This is a genomic window from Pseudomonas sp. TE3644, from assembly GCF_056278815.1.
Genome location: NZ_JBWBQF010000001.1, coordinates 5709791 through 5724568 on the forward strand (window position 1 = coordinate 5709791; position 14778 = coordinate 5724568).

At 63.3% G+C, this 14778-nt stretch carries 14 protein-coding genes; 5 read left to right on the top strand and 9 right to left on the bottom strand.

The features are described 5' to 3' along the window. Positions 1–9 precede the first annotated feature (9 nt). From ACZ9GA_RS25275 to cpaB, 4 genes are read right to left on the bottom strand one after another with little or no spacing between them, the layout of a single operon-like run. The gene (locus tag ACZ9GA_RS25275; RefSeq protein ID WP_457359971.1) at positions 10–1278 is read right to left on the bottom strand and encodes a TadA family conjugal transfer-associated ATPase; all 1269 of its coding nucleotides are present in this window, start codon (positions 1276–1278) and stop codon (positions 10–12) included. After that, positions 1275–2468 (bottom strand): CpaE/TadZ family protein, encoded by a 1194-nt coding sequence (locus ACZ9GA_RS25280; protein WP_457359969.1) that lies wholly within the window; start codon positions 2466–2468, stop codon positions 1275–1277. The genes ACZ9GA_RS25275 and ACZ9GA_RS25280 overlap by 4 nt, the downstream gene beginning before the upstream one ends. Further along, positions 2465–3703, bottom strand: coding sequence for a type II and III secretion system protein family protein (locus ACZ9GA_RS25285; RefSeq protein ID WP_457359968.1), 1239 nt, complete (start codon positions 3701–3703; stop codon positions 2465–2467). The genes ACZ9GA_RS25280 and ACZ9GA_RS25285 overlap by 4 nt, the downstream gene beginning before the upstream one ends. A gap of 20 nt (positions 3704–3723) precedes the next feature. Then, complete coding sequence (gene cpaB, locus ACZ9GA_RS25290) at positions 3724–4653, bottom strand: Flp pilus assembly protein CpaB (protein WP_457359966.1); 930 nt, start codon at positions 4651–4653, stop codon at positions 3724–3726. A 314-nt stretch (positions 4654–4967) separates the two neighbouring features. Here cpaB and ACZ9GA_RS25295 point away from each other — a divergent pair, with 314 nt between their 5' ends. The 4 genes from ACZ9GA_RS25295 to ACZ9GA_RS25310 all read left to right on the top strand — a co-directional run bounded on the left by ACZ9GA_RS25295 (position 4968) and on the right by ACZ9GA_RS25310 (position 7510). After that, complete coding sequence (locus tag ACZ9GA_RS25295; protein WP_457359964.1) at positions 4968–5144, top strand: Flp family type IVb pilin; 177 nt, start codon at positions 4968–4970, stop codon at positions 5142–5144. 77 nt (positions 5145–5221) lie between these two features. After that, a complete protein-coding gene (locus ACZ9GA_RS25300) occupies positions 5222–5635 on the top strand; it encodes a response regulator (RefSeq protein WP_027979629.1) in 414 nt (137 codons plus the stop codon). A 204-nt stretch (positions 5636–5839) separates the two neighbouring features. Beyond that, complete coding sequence (locus ACZ9GA_RS25305) at positions 5840–6133, top strand: hypothetical protein (protein ID WP_457359962.1); 294 nt, start codon at positions 5840–5842, stop codon at positions 6131–6133. Positions 6134–6172: 39 nt separating this feature from the next. After that, on the top strand, positions 6173–7510 hold the full coding sequence (locus ACZ9GA_RS25310; protein ID WP_457359960.1) for an MATE family efflux transporter: 1338 nt from the start codon (positions 6173–6175) through the stop codon (positions 7508–7510). Between the two features lie 137 nt (positions 7511–7647). Here ACZ9GA_RS25310 and ACZ9GA_RS25315 read toward each other — a convergent pair whose 3' ends face one another. The 5 genes from ACZ9GA_RS25315 to ACZ9GA_RS25335 form a co-directional block, all read right to left on the bottom strand. After that, the gene (locus tag ACZ9GA_RS25315) at positions 7648–8499 is read right to left on the bottom strand and encodes an alpha/beta hydrolase (RefSeq protein ID WP_457359959.1); all 852 of its coding nucleotides are present in this window, start codon (positions 8497–8499) and stop codon (positions 7648–7650) included. A 4-nt stretch (positions 8500–8503) separates the two neighbouring features. After that, complete coding sequence (gene speA, locus ACZ9GA_RS25320) at positions 8504–10417, bottom strand: arginine decarboxylase (protein ID WP_457359957.1); 1914 nt, start codon at positions 10415–10417, stop codon at positions 8504–8506. A 139-nt stretch (positions 10418–10556) separates the two neighbouring features. Continuing rightward, positions 10557–10928 (bottom strand): translation initiation factor Sui1, encoded by a 372-nt coding sequence (locus ACZ9GA_RS25325; protein WP_457359955.1) that lies wholly within the window; start codon positions 10926–10928, stop codon positions 10557–10559. Positions 10929–11240: 312 nt separating this feature from the next. Continuing rightward, on the bottom strand, positions 11241–11771 hold the full coding sequence (locus tag ACZ9GA_RS25330; protein ID WP_476227063.1) for an NUDIX hydrolase: 531 nt from the start codon (positions 11769–11771) through the stop codon (positions 11241–11243). Positions 11772–11774: 3 nt separating this feature from the next. Beyond that, on the bottom strand, positions 11775–12857 hold the full coding sequence (locus ACZ9GA_RS25335; RefSeq protein ID WP_457359953.1) for a DUF2333 family protein: 1083 nt from the start codon (positions 12855–12857) through the stop codon (positions 11775–11777). A 246-nt stretch (positions 12858–13103) separates the two neighbouring features. Here ACZ9GA_RS25335 and ACZ9GA_RS25340 point away from each other — a divergent pair, with 246 nt between their 5' ends. Beyond that, the gene (locus tag ACZ9GA_RS25340) at positions 13104–14720 is read left to right on the top strand and encodes a diguanylate cyclase (RefSeq protein WP_457359951.1); all 1617 of its coding nucleotides are present in this window, start codon (positions 13104–13106) and stop codon (positions 14718–14720) included. The last annotated feature ends 58 nt before the right edge of the window (positions 14721–14778 follow it).

The window sequence follows — 14778 nt, forward strand, 5'->3', positions numbered from 1 at the left end:
GGCCCCGGCTCAGTGCGAGTGACTGATGGTGTCGCGGCGCAGCTTCTGGCCCGCCGGGTTGATGGCTTCGCGCACGAAGCCATAGCCGGTCTGGCGGTCCAGGCGGAACAGCGTATTGGTCACGTAGACATCGTCACGCACGCCCACCACTTCCACCACCTCACTCACGCAACGGCGGCCATCGGGCCGGCGGGTCAGCTGGATCACCACGTCCAGCGCCGCGCAGATCATCTGCCGCAGGGTTTTCTCGGCAACCGTACGCCCCGTCAGCCCCACCAGGGTTTCCAGGCGCAGCAGCGCGTCCTGGGCATTGTTGGCGTGCACGGTGCTCATGGAGCCATCGTGACCGGTGTTCATCGCCGTCAGTACGTCCAATACCTCAACGCCACGGATCTCCCCCAGGATGATGCGGTCTGGGCGCATCCGCAGGGCGTTGCGAATCAAATCGGAGGACTTCACCTCGCCGTGCCCCTCGGCATTGGGCGGCCGGGTTTCCAGGCGCACCACGTGGGGGTGCTCCAGTTGCAACTCGGCCACGTCCTCGATAGTCACCAAGCGCTCATGGGGGCTGATCAACTGGCTGAGGATATTGAGCATGGTGGTCTTGCCCGTGCCGGTACCGCCACTGACCAGGATATTGCAGCGCTTGCCCACGGCTTCCTGGATGAAGTCGTAGATGGCCTGATCGATGGTTTGCGTGGCCATCAGGTCGGCGCTCTTGAGCATGTCCTTGCGAAATTTACGAATCGACAGGCACGGCCCGTCCAGGGCAATCGGCGGGATGATGGCATTGACCCGGCTGCCGTCGGGCAAGCGCGCATCCACCATGGGCGAGGATTCGTCCAGGCGCCGGCCCAGGGGCGCAAGGATGCGTTGCATCACCCGCTCCACGTGGTGCGAATCGATGAAGCGCAGGTCGGTGTGGTGCAGCACGCCCTGACGTTCAACGAATACCCGATGCGGGCCGTTGACCAGGATTTCAGTGACGCTGGTGTCGCGCAGCAACACCTCCAGCGGGCCGAAACCGGTCAGCTCGTCGACCAACTCCTCGCCCAGGCGCTCCATTTCATAGCGTGACACAGCCAAGTGCCGACGGGCGATATAGTCGCCGACCTTGTCCATGACAAATTGCGCGAGTGAGGCGCGCGAGCCTTCCAGCAGGTTTTTCCCGGACTCTTCGATGGCATCGATGATGAAGCGGTGCAGCACCAGTTTCAGGCCCTGGGGATCTGCACTCGAGCTTTGCCCACGCGGGCCTCCGAACAGTTTTTCGCTCATTCCTTGTTACTCCAGAGGCGGTTGAACCAGCCCGAGGCCTGGGGCCTGACGCTTTCCGAGCGTTTGGCCAGGCGCTCGCCCAAGGCCTTGAGGCCATTGGTGAGTGTTTCGCGGGGGGCCAGCTCGAACAGGCTGACGCCCTGGTTCTTGGCGTTCATGCGCACTTCGGGGCTGAACGGCAGCACCGACAACACCGGCAGGCCGTAGCTTTTACCCAGGGCGTCGGAGTCGGGCACCACGGAGCGCAGGTAGCGGTCCACCAGCAGCCTGGCGTGCTGCAGCTTCATGCCTTTTTCGCGCCACAGGTTGAGCACGGCCAGGTTACGACGACACTCCACCACGCTCTGGTCGGTGTACCACAGCAGCTTGTCGCAATGGCTGACGAAGGTGCGCACCGCTTCACTGTCTGGCTGCCCCATCAGGTTCACGACGATGTGCTGGAAGTGCTGGCGCAGCGCGCTGAGCAGCATGTACAGCTCGGCAGCACTGGTCTCGGACAGCGGCTCGTCCTTTTCGCTGTAGGCCAGAATGCTCATGCCCGAGGGCGAGCGCGGAAACGCACTGTCGATCATGGTGCCGTCCAGGCGGCGCAGGTTGCGCAGGGCATCGCCGAAGTGGAAGGTGGCTTCCAGATTGAGCATGGCCAGGCTGGAGCCTCGGGGCAGCCCCAGGTCCAGCAGCAACGTGTGCTGCTTGCTGCGGTGCACCACCAGCCCAAGGTGCGCCGCCAGCAACGCGCCGTCACCGTCGGACTGGGCGCCATACAACACGGTCAACGCCCCCAGGTTGGGGTTGGGCGCGGTGGGTGGCAGGCGCTTGCTGAGGCGCCGCACCAGGCCGGCTACTTCGCTGGAGCGCGAGCCATAGGCGACGAAGTCGCGGGCGCCAGCGCGCATGGCATTGAGCACCAGCTGGTTATCCATGCCGTCGCCCAGCGCCACTACTGCCAGCATTGGCTTGGCTTCCAGGGCACCTTCGATCAGCGCGCACTGGTTGCCCACCTGGTCGCGGTCCAGGCCAATGAACACCAGGCTGGCGAAGGTCACGTCCACCAGCGCCAGCAATTCATCGAGGCTGTCACCGGCTGCCCCCACCACTTGCCCCAAGGGCGCCAGGGCGCCCTGCAACCATTCCAGGTCACCGTCGTTGCGGGTGATGGCGAGGAAGGTCTGACTCAGGCTCTGGCTCATTGGGACAACCCACTCATGCGGTCGTATTTGCCGTTATCCAGAAAGTACATGCGGTACCAGTTGGGGTCGTAATTGCGCATTTTTTCGCCCGGCAGGTTCGGTAGCTGGGCGTCCGCTGCCAGTGGCCGGACCAGGTGCGGCGTCACCACCATCAGCAGCTCCTTCTCTTCGCGGCTGATGGAGGAACTGCGGAAGAAGGCACCCAGGATCGGGATGTCGCCCAGCCCGGGAAACTTGTCCACTGCCGAGATCGTCTTGTTGCTGATCAGGCCGCTGATCACGAAGCTTTCGCCGTCGGCCAGCGACACGCTGGTATCGGTGCGGCGCACGTTGAGCGCCGGCACCGTGGTGCCCTGGATGGTCAGGCCGCCGGAGTAATCCAGCTCGCTGACCTCGGGCGCCACCTTGAGGGTGATGCGGTCGCCGCTGACCACCGTTGGGGTGAGGGTCAGGCGGATGCCGAACTGCTTGTATTCGATGGAAATGTTGTTGCTGCCGGAACTGGGCACCGGGATCGGCACTTCGCCGCCGGCGAGAAAACTTGCGCTCTGCCCGTTCAAGGCCACCAGGCTGGGGCGCGCCAGGGTGTAGGCGAAGCCACTGCTCTCCAGGGCGTTGATCAGGCCCAGTAGTTTCCCTCCACCAAAGGCGATATTGAAGGTACCGCTGGCCAACGTGGCCGCCCCTGCGACGCTGCCGATCGCTCCTGGGGACACGGTGCCGCTGAGGGTACCGGGCGAACCGAACAGGAAATTGGAGCTATTGCCGACGATGGAAGTGCTTGCCTGCTTGAGTTTGGTACGGCTGACTTCGACAAAGCGGATGTCGGTCTGCACCTGGCTGGGCAGGTCCGGGTCGGTGGCCGGCGGGCCGCCGCGTGGGTCCATGCCAGCGGTGGCGGCACCGCGCACAAACACCATGCTCTGACGCGGAACGGTGGAGCATGAAGTCCATACCGTGAGGCTGGTGGTGCCCTGGGCGACGCCGGTCACCACGAAGCCGTTGTCACCGGCCGGGTGCACGTCGGCAATCTTGGGCTCGCCAATGGCCACCCGGGTAATGGTCACAGGGCTGTGCACTTCACTCTGCAAACCCTGGGTCACTTCCATCACGCCGGGCAGCGCAGGCAATTGCACGCACCCTGCAGGCGCCGCCTGCACGGCAGGCACACACATGCCCGCCAACAGCACGCTGTGGATCATTCGCTGGAAAACCGGCACGGTACGACTGCTCATTCGGGCATCCTTGCTGTCATTCAGGGCGTCTTTTCGGATTTCTCGTTTCCGCGAATCACTTCCATTTCCCGTCGGGCCGGGGCCGTGCCCTGCGCCAGGCCGGGCAATGCCCCATTACTCATGGCCAACTTGTTGAACTGCAGCAGCTCGCGATTGGTGGCTTCCACCGTCTTTGCTGCGTCCTTGTCACCTGCCCAGTAACGGGCCAGGCGGTTCTCGTCGGCGCTGCGCACTGCCAGGCGCAAGGTACCCGCCTGTGCCCCCAGCATCAGGCGGCTGACCAGTTCCTGAGGCACCGCCAGCACAACCGTGCGGGCGCTGCGGTGATTCTTGTCGTCATTGCTGGCCCCCGGCACGGCAGGATGGCCGTCGTTGGCCAGCCCTAGCTGATCGCCGATGCTCAGCACGCGCACGGCCGGCACCACCACCTGGGCCGAAGCCAGCGGGTTGCTCTGGTCTTGCCGCAAGTACAGCATCACATCCACGTAGTCGCCCGGGCTCAATTGACCAGCGGCACCGATGACTTCATCCACCGCCACTGCCAGGGCGCGCTCGTCAGGGTGAATCATGCGTGCTAACGGCCCACCTGCGCTGAACGCTTCATCGTTGAGCCAGGTACCCGCCGGCAGGCTGCGCCAGGTGCTGCGACCGATGGCCTGGTCCAGGTTGGAAAAGCTGCCGGGCGGGGCGATACGCACCTTTTCCACGGCCACGTCAGCCGCGACCAAGGGGGTGTTGGGGTTGATGTCGTGAACCAGCACCACCACCGACTGCAGCAGGTCCGGGGGCGGCGGCGCAGTCGGAGCAGGCTCGCTATTCGCCACAGGCTCCGTTGGCACAGGTGCAGGAGGCGGCGCGGCAGGCTTGCTGAGGACAATGCCCCAATAGCCCGCCACCAGCGCGCCTACCAGGAAAAGGCCCGCCAGGATCATGGTCAATCGACTGCTCATCTGCGCGCCTCCCTATGCTTGATAACCGTCAGCCTTCCGAAGTCTGGCCAGTGCAGGTGTTAAGTACGTGAAACCATTTCGCTATTTCAAGGTAGTTGAGCTAGGACGAAACGCCATTACTGGCTGGAACAAAATATGCGCAAACGTTGGCGGGCTGAAAAAACAACGGGTTATTGACGGACTCGAGGCGACTATCACTTTAGTGATAATGCTTTCTTACAGTTGCTGGGGGGCGGGGAGTTGTCGATGCTGCTGTAGAGGGGAATCACGTTGTACCGGGAGCATCAGCGCCATGGCGCCAAGGAGAATCCATTATGTCCCTGAATAAAGCCAAGCAAGCTATCACTCGTTTCCTGAAGCGTACCGACGGTGCGTCAGGTATCGAGTATGCAATTATTGCAACCATGGTGGCAGTTGCTCTCGTCGCCTTCAGCGGGCCAATTGCGGCAAAAGTCACCGTAATGTTTACCAGCATTCGGGATGCCCTCTAGTGCTCTACACTGACCCTGCATAAAGGTAACGGTTAACGGCCTTCACTCATGATTTCAATCGGCATCAGGTATTCCCTATGAGTCCCTCCCCCACCCCACGCCAACAACTGCTTCTCGTGGACGACGAAGAGGACGCCCTGCTGGAACTGGCCGAGCTGCTCGAAGGCGAGGGCTTCACCTGCTTCACCGCCACCTCGGTCAAGCTCGCCCTGCACCACCTCACCCGCAACCCCGACATTGCCCTCGTCATCACCGACCTGCGCATGCCGGAGGAAAGCGGCATGTCGCTGATCCGGCGGCTGCGCGAACACACTTCGCGCCAGCACTTGCCAGTGATCGTCACCTCGGGCCACGCCGACATGGAGGACGTCAGCGACATGCTGCGCCTGCAGGTGCTGGACCTGTTCCGCAAGCCCATCTACCACGTGCGACTGCTGGAAACCCTGAACAATCTGTTCCCCGAACCCAAGATCCATCTGGTCGGCCACTGATCCCCGACTCCCTCCGTAGCCGCTGCCGCCAGGCTGCGCTGGACCTGAGCCCCACTGGAGATCTCCGGTGCATCTGCAGGCCAGCGCAGCCTGGCGGCAGCGGCTACAGTGGATACGAGTACGATGTGGATGGGGAACTCGGCGCAATCGGCCGTGCCCAAGGCTCTGGCCGGCAGCAGGCCGGTAATCGATCGGGAAGCTCACATGCACGCAGAAGGTTTTTTCGAATGGCTCGGCCAGGCGCTGGGGGCGATCATTCGTTTTGTGGTGGACAGCCTCGGCTGGCTGTTCAATCTGCTGGCCCACGCGGGCGGCAATTTTGTCGATGGGTTGTCACGCACCCTGGGGATGGATGCCTCGCTGGTGAGCATCATCGCCCTGGTGATTGGCCTGATGTTCCTGTATTCAGCCCTGCGGGCCTTCATGCGCGCGTCGATTTTCCTCGGGGTGATCTGGCTGATTCTGGGGCTATGGCTGCTCAGCTGGATCATTCACTGACAGGCTTGCGGTAGGATGGCGGCCCCGCGAGGAGCCTCCATGAGTATGTTGTTGACCGACTGGCGCGACCGCCCCACCCATCGCCGGGTGTGGGCACTGGCCGCGCCGATGATCCTTTCCAATATTTCCGTACCGCTGGTGGCGCTGGTAGACAGCACCGTCATCGGCCACCTGCCCCACGCCCATCAGCTGGGCGCCGTGGCCGTGGGGGCCAGCCTGTACGGTTTCCTGGCCTGGGCCATGGGCTTTTTGCGCATGGGCGCCACCGGCTTCGCTGCCCAGGCCGCCGGCCGTAATGACGGTGCCGGGCTGCGCCAGGTGTTGGCCCAGGGGCTGATGCTGGCGATGCTGTTTTCGCTGCTGTTGTGGGCGCTGGCCCTGCCCTTCAGCCATCTGGCTCTGGGGCTGATGCAGCCCTCGCCCGAGCTTGAACAAAGCACCCGCGCCTTCTTCCAGGTACGCCTGCTGGGCCTGCCCGGGGCGCTGGCCAGCTATGCGCTGGTGGGCTGGTTCCTGGGCACCCAGAACGCCCGCGCGCCGCTGGCGATCCTGCTGGTGACCAACCTCACCAACATCGTGCTCAACCTGTGGTTTGTGCTGGGCCTGGGCTGGGGCGTGATCGGCTCGGCCTGGGCTTCGGTGCTGTCGGAATGGCTGTCGGTGGCGATCGGCCTGGCCCTGACCCGCCCCGCCCTGCGCGCCTACCCCGGCCAGGTCGCCTGGGCGGCGTTGAAGGTGTGGCAGAACTGGAGGCCGATGCTGGTGGTGAACCGCGACATCTTCCTGCGCAGCCTGGCGCTGCAGCTGGTGTTTTTCCTGATCACCGTGCAGGGCACCCGCCTCGGGGATGCGACCGTGGCGGCCAATGCCCTGTTGCTCAACGGCTTGATGGTGACGGCCTACGCCCTGGATGGGCTGGCCCATGCGGTGGAAGCCCTGTGCGGGCATGCCATTGGTGCGGGCAAGCGCGACGAACTGCGCCGGTCGATGACCGTTGCCTGCGGCTGGTCGTTGTTGGCTAGCGTGGCATTTGCACTGGTGTTTCTGTTGGGTGGGCACCTGTTCATTGCGGCGCAGACCACTATCCCCAGCGTGCGCGAGACGGCGGATATCTACCTGCCTTATCTGGCGGTGCTGCCGTTGATTGCGGTGTGGAGTTACTTGCTGGATGGGCTGTTCATTGGTGCCACACGGGCGCGGGAGATGCGCAATGCGATGTTGCTGAGCGTGGTGTTGATGGTGCCGGTGGGGGTGGTAACGATGGGCTGGGGCAACCATGGGTTGTGGATAAGTTTTCTGCTGTTCATGGCGCTGCGGGCGGTGACGTTGGGGGTGGTGGGGTGGCGATTGCAGCGGCGCGATGGTTGGTTCAACTGAGCTGAATTCTTCACAGGCAGGGCTGGCCTCATCGCGAGCAAGCTTTGCTCCCACGGTGTTGAATCCTGCACCGGAGTCGGCATTACACTGTGGGAGCAAAGCTTGCTCGCGATGAGGCCAGTTGGGTATCGAGTGAATCAGGGAACAGACACAAAGCTGACGATGTCGGGCAGCACCGGCGCCATCCAGCGCAGCGGCTTGGCCAAACTGCCCACCAGGGTCACGTGGTTGATGCGGTTATAGTAGAAGTCCTGCACCGGCACACCCTGCTCGCGCAGGCGGGTCGCCAACTGCCAGGTATTGCGCCGGGGGTTGACCAGGTTGTCGTGGTTGGCCGCAATCAGCAAGGCTGGCGGCGCGGCGGCGCTCAGGTGGTTGATCGGTTGTGAGTCCGGCGGCTCGTGCGGCGAGAAGAACACCGGCTTGGCCTCAGGGTTTACGATCGGCAGGAAGTCATACGGTCCGGCCAGACCGATCCAGCCATGCAGAATAGCGGGCGTTAACCCTTCGGCCTGCAACCAGCGCGGGTCCAGCGCCAGCATCGCGGCGTTGTAGGCCCCCGAACTGTGCCCCATCACAAAGAAGCGCTTGAGGTTGCCGCCATAGTCGCCGATGTGCCGGTAGGTCCACGCCACTGCCGCAGCGTTGTCCTTGAGAAAATCCGGGTAGCGCACCTGTGGATAAAGCCGGTAGTCAGCCACCACCGTCAAAATGCCCCGCGACGCCAGCGCCTCGCCGACAAAGCGGTATTGCTGGCGCGAGCCACTGTTCCAGGTGCCCCCATAGAAAAAAACCACCACCGGGTGATCCGGCAGTGGTTTCAGGGGCTGGTAGATATCCAGCTGCTGGCGCGGGTCGCCGCCGTAGGCCACGCCCGCGGTCAGCTTGTAGCTGTCCGTGGGCGTGAGGCGGTCGACCACCTTCAGGGGCGAGCAGGCCGCCAACGCAGCCATGATCAGGCCGCCCAGCACTGCCAGCAGCCCCTTCATCGGCTTACGACGACAAGTACGAAGAACGGGTCAGGCCCAGGCGCAGTGCGTCCAGGTACTGGGTACGCTCACGCGGGCTGATCTTGGCGCTGGCCACCTTGTCGCGGTAGTGGTTCATCAACTCCTCGGGCGACAAGTGCACGTAGCGCAGCATGTCTTCGATGGTGTCGTGGGTCTCGATGCCTGCGCTGTACACGCTGCCGTCGGCGTTCTGGTAGATGTTCACCGAGTCGGTGTCACCGAACAGGTTGTGCATGTCACCCAGGATCTCCTGGTAGGCGCCCACCAGGAAGATGCCCAGCAGGTAGTCCTCGCCCTCGTTCACCGAGTGCACCGGCAGGCTGGTCTCGATGCTCTGCTCGTCGACGTACTGCTTGATCTTGCCGTCGCTGTCGCAGGTCAGGTCCTGCAGCACGGCGCGGCGCATGGGCTCTTCGTCCAGGCGGTGCAGCGGCAGGATCGGCAGTACCTGGCCAATGGCCCAGGTGTCAGGCAGGCTCTGGAACACCGAGAAGTTGCAGATGTACTTGTCGGCCAGCTTGTCGTTGAGTTCGTCCAGCACCATGCGGTGCGAACGCTGACGCGCCTTCAGCGAGTTGTGCAGGCGGCGGCACACGGCGAAGTAGCACTGTTCGGCCAGGGCCTTCTGCGCCAGGGTGATCTTGCCATCGGCGTACTGGGTGGCCACGTCGCTCATGTAGTGGGTGGCGCGCCAGTAGGTCTCGGTGACCATTTCGATGTCGGTCGGGCCCAGCAGGTCAACCAGCCACTGCACGGTCTCGGGCAGGCTTTCCTTGTCCTGGATTTCCGGCACTTCGTCGTTGTGCTTCTCGACGTCGGTGACCTGTACCACCAGCATGGCGTGGTGGGCGGTCAGCGAGCGACCGCTCTCGGAGAAGATATGCGGGTGCGGCAGGCCCTGGGCGTCGCAGAATTCCTTGAGCATGCCCACTACCACACCGGCGTAGTCGTCCATGTCGTAGTTGATGGAGCTGGCGTTGCGCGAGTGGGTACCGTCGTAGTCCACGCCCAGGCCGCCGCCCACGTCGATGTGATCCACCGGCAGGCCCAGGGAGCGCAGTTCGCCGTAGTAGCGGATAGCTTCCTTGAAACCGTGCTGGTAATCGGCCAGGTTGGCAATCTGCGAGCCCATGTGGAAGTGCAGCAGGCGGATGCCATCGTCCAGGCCCGCGGCGCGGAAGCGCTCTACCACCGAGAGCAGCTGGGCAGCCGACAGACCGAACTTGGACTTCTCGCCACCGGTATCGGCCCATTTGCTGGACGCCAGCGACGACAAACGTACGCGCAGGCCCACTTGCGGCTTGACCTTGAGCTCGGCGGCTTCTTCGATCACCAGCGCCACTTCCGACTCTTTCTCGATGACGATGAAGACGTTGTGGCCCAGCTTCTGGCCCATCAGCGCCAGGCGAATGAATTCGCGGTCCTTGTAACCGTTGCAGACGATGGTGCCGCCTTTGGGCGCCAGGGCCAGCACGGCCAGCAGCTCAGGCTTGGAGCCGGCTTCAAGGCCAATGGACACATCCTGGGTGGCGATGATGTTTTCCACCACCGCTTCCTGCTGGTTAACCTTGATCGGGTACAGCGCGGTGTACTTGCTCTGGTATTCCAGGCGCTCGATGTTGGCATCGAAGGCACCGGTCAGCTGGCGCACGCGGTCTTGCAGGATATCGGGGAAGCGCACCAGCAAGGGCAGCGACAGGCCGCTCTTGCGCAGCTCGTCTACCTGTTCGAAGAGGTCGATGGGCGCGCTTTTCGGCCCATTGGGACGCACTTCCACGCGCCCGGCCTCGTTGATCGCGAAATAACCGGCCCCCCAATGGCGTATCCCATAAACGCTGCGGCTGTCCGCAACTGTCCATTGGCTGCCATCGTCTTTGCGTGTGCGTCGTACGGACATTGAAGTCCCCTATAAATAGTCAGAATCCACCGGTAATTCGGCCGGTGCAGTGTAATAAGCGAAGATGACGATTACCTGCCAGTGCAGGGTAGACCCTGCCGGCCACGTCAAGTTTAGAAATGGAAACGCGTGGGGCTGATCAGCCGCCGGACTTCCTGGCCTTGAAACCCTGTTTGACCAGTTCGGCGAGCAGCAGCTCGACGTGGTCGCCCTGGATCTCGATGACACCGTCCTTCAGCGCCCCGCCAGTACCGCAGCGACGCTTGAGGGTGGTGGCCAGTTCCTTGAGGTCGTCTGGCGCCAGCGGGATGCCGGTGATGGTGGTCACCGTCTTGCCGCCCCGGCCCTTGCTTTCACGACGCACACGGGCAATCCCGTCACCTTCGGGGATGACGTTCTGCTTGCAGGTGCAGGCATCTACGGGTTGACGACAGTCCGGGCAATGCCGACCTGCATCGGTGGAGAACACCAGGCCGCCGAGTGCGGCGAAGGATGCGGCTTTTTTGGCCACTGGCAATCCTCTTGTGAGGACGAAAAAACTGGCCGGCGCACAGGGCGGGTTCCGACCGCGAAGCCCCACTCAGGCAGGGGCAGCGCTACTGAAGCCATGGGGATGGCGACAGCTTGAAAAGGTCGCGCAGTGTAACGGCAAATGCAAGGATTGCTAAGTGCCAAAACGCGCCATTTTCCACAGGATTCGCGACGCCTGGTGCCCTGAACAGCTGTAGCCGCTGCCGCCAGGCTGCGCTGGCCCTGTGCCCCGCTGAAGATCTTCAGGGCTCACACAGGCCAGCGCAGCCTGGCGGCAGCGGCTACACGATCGCTACGGGGTCACGACTCGCTGCAACGCTGCCAACGAGTCAGGGCAATAGGGGCGCGTACGACTGTCCGCCAACGCCTGCGCCACCGGGATGAAATTCGCTTCCATCACCTCTTCAGGCTGCACATTCAGCGGCCCATCCCAGACCGCGGAAAACACCGCGCACCAGATCCGATTGTCCGGCTGGTCGAAAAAGAACTGGCCATGGGGCGTCAACGGCACGCCCGACACCCCCAGCTCTTCGCTCAACTCCCGCGCCGCCGAGTCGACGTAGCTTTCACCCGCACTCACCATGCCGCCTGCCGCCACGTCCCAATAACCCGGGTACACGGCCTTGCTCAGGGTGCGCCGGTGCACGCACAGTTCACCGGCCGAATTGAACAGCAGGATGAAGGTGGCGCGGCCAATCAGGCCGCGCTCGCGTATCTCCCGGCGCGGCAAGGCGCCCAGCAGGTTGTCCTCCTCATCGACCCAGACGATGGCCTCGGCGTCGGACGCGGCGCGGTGCGCCGCTTCTTTATCGGAGTACGACATCCATCACCCCTGGGACAACAGTTGACGCAGGTCGATGACCGCCGCGTTGGCCCTGGAGATGTAGTTGGCCATGACCAGCGAGTGGTTGGCCAGGATGCCGAAGCCGCTGCCATTGAGGATCATCGGGCTCCAGACAGGCTCCTGCGAGGCTTCCAGCTCGCGGATGATCTGGCGCACGCTGACCGTGGCGTTCTTCTTGGCCAGCACGTCGGCGAAGTCGACCTCGATGGCGCGCAGCATATGCGACAGCGCCCAGGCCTGGCCGCGCGCTTCGTAGAACACGTTGTCGATCTGCATCCAGGGGGTTTCGACGATTTCCTCATCAAGCTGCGGCGCCTGGCCCGGCACAATGGTTTCGGTCTTGGAGGTGGTATTCAGTTTCACCCGGCCTACGCTGGCCGACAGGCGCTGGGACAGCGAGCCCAGGCGCGTGGCCACATCGCCCAGCCAGTTGTTGAGGTTATCGGCACGCGGGTAGAACAGCGCGCCGGTCTGGTTGGGGTCGGACAGCCGGGCCTGGTAGCGGCTCAGGGAATTGATGCCATCCTGGAACTCGGATTCGCTGGAGGGCCAGATCCAGCTCTTGTTGTCGAAGTTGAACTTGGGCTCGGCGCGGACCAGGTCCGCGTCTTCCGCCGACTGCGATTGCGACCGGGCGAAGTCCTTGCGCATGGCCCGGGACAGGTCACGCACCTGTACCAGCACGCCGTACTCCCAGCTGGGCATGTTGTCCATCCACAGGCCTGGCGGGAAGCGATCGTTGGAAATATAGCCACCCGGCTTGTGCAGCAGGGTACCGGCGACGGTCTTCAGGGTTTCCACGGTGGTGTAGCCGACGACCATCTTGTGGCCTTCAGCGGCCGCCGCTTCCTGAGCGTGCTGCTGCACCGGGAAGAGGGCCGGCTCCTCGCTCCAGTACCAGCCCAGCAACCCAGTGACCACCAGGTACAGACACACCACGGTCAGCAGGGCGCGGCTCACCAGCAGGCCGCCCAGATAACTGCGCGGCGCAGCCTTGGTAGGCCCCTGGCTATCGGCGGGCTTGCGCGGTTCGCCTTTGCCTGTGCGGTTCTTCCAGTCCAGCATGGCTATATTCCTTTCGATCACTGAATTCAAAAAATTCGACCGCACGCCCTGCGCATCGTGCCAGCGGGGTTGGCGATCCTGTACTCACTATAAAGGAAGCAGCGCCATTGGGTTAAGCGACTGACCAGTCATTAAATGAATACACAAAGTAAAAGGTTATTTCCCGGATGAGCGTCGCGTGAAAGGAAAGTAGTGCTAGCATAGAGCCACTATCGAGTCGCAGCGCCCCCAACAAGTAGTCAGTCCATGACCGAAGCAGACGACCCCAGCCGAGAGCGCCTAAAGCATCACTTTGCCCAGCGCGTGGTTCATCAGGCCCGCCAGATTCTGGAGATTTGGCAGCGGCTGCACCGCAGCGAGTGGTCCAACGAAGATCTGCAGGAACTCAACGAGGCCAATCTGCGGCTGCTGCGCTTTGCCGAGCGTTTCGAGCAACCCGACCACACCGATATCGCCCGCCACCTCAACCAGGTACTGCTGGCGGTCGAAGACAATCGCGCACGCCTGAGCAGCGAGCTGATCAACGAACTCAACCGCCTGATGCAGCGCCTTTCGCGCACCGGCCTGCGCCATGGCGACGAACTCGAACTCACCCCGCTGCCGCCCCTGCGCAAACCTGTGTACGTGCTGCTGCAAGACAGCGAGCGAGGCGAACGCCTGGCCATGCAGTTGGAGTTTTTCGGCCTGCATGCCCAGGCGCTGGACAGCGTGCCAGCCTTCCTGGCCTCGATGCAGGAATGCCAGCCGGCGGCCATTGTCATGGACGTCGACTTCGGTGGCTGCGGGCTTGGCCTGCAATTGGCGGCCAGGGCCCAGGACGGCCAGGACCCGAAGCTGCCGCTGCTGTTCTTCAGCCTGCACGAAACCGATACCCCTACCCGCCTGGCCGCCGTGCGCGCCGGTGGCCAGGAGTTTCTTACCGGGGCACTGGAAGCGTCCAGCCTGCTGGAAAAAATCGAGAACCTGACCTGCGTCGCCCAGTACGAACCGTTCCGGGTGCTGATCATCGACGACTCACGGGCCCAGGCCATGTACACAGAGCGTTTGCTCAACGGCGCGGGCATCGTCACCCGTACCCTGACCGACCCGATCGGCGCCATGGCCGACCTGGCCGATTTCCAGCCCGATCTGATCATCCTCGACATGTACATGCCCGCCTGCACGGGCACCGAGCTTGCCAAGGTGATTCGCCACAACGACCGCTACGTCAGCGTGCCGATCATCTATCTGTCGGCCGAGGATGACCTGGACAAGCAGCTGGATGCCATGAGCGAAGGCGGCGACGACTTCCTGACCAAGCCCATTCGCTCGCGGCACTTGATCACCACCGTGCGCAACCGCGCCTCACGGGCGCGCAGCCTCAAGTCGCGCATGGTGCGCGACAGCCTGACGGGGCTGTACAACCACACTCATATCCTGCAGTTGCTGGAAGACTGTGCCTTCCGTGCGCGCCGCGAAGGCAAGCCGCTGAGCTTCGCCATGCTGGACATCGATCATTTCAAGAAGGTCAACGACAGCCACGGCCACCCCATGGGCGACCGGGTCATCAAGAGCCTGGCGCTATTCCTCAAGCAACGGCTGCGCAAGACCGATTTCATTGGTCGTTACGGCGGCGAGGAATTCGCCATCGTCATGCCCGACACCGACCTTGCGGCCGCGCATGCTGTACTGGATGAAATCCGCGAGCGCTTTGCCGAAATTCACTATCCCGCGCAGCCGCTGGACCTGTGCTGCACCTTCAGCGCCGGCGTGGTGCAGATGGGTGAAGCCAGTGACAGTTTGAGCATGGCGGCCCAGGCGGATGCAGCGCTGTACCGCGCCAAGGGTGGCGGCCGCAACCGCGTGCAGACTGTCGATCCGTAGCCGCTGCCGCCAGGCTGCGCTGGCCCTGTGCGGCAGCAAAGATCTCCAGTGTTCGCCC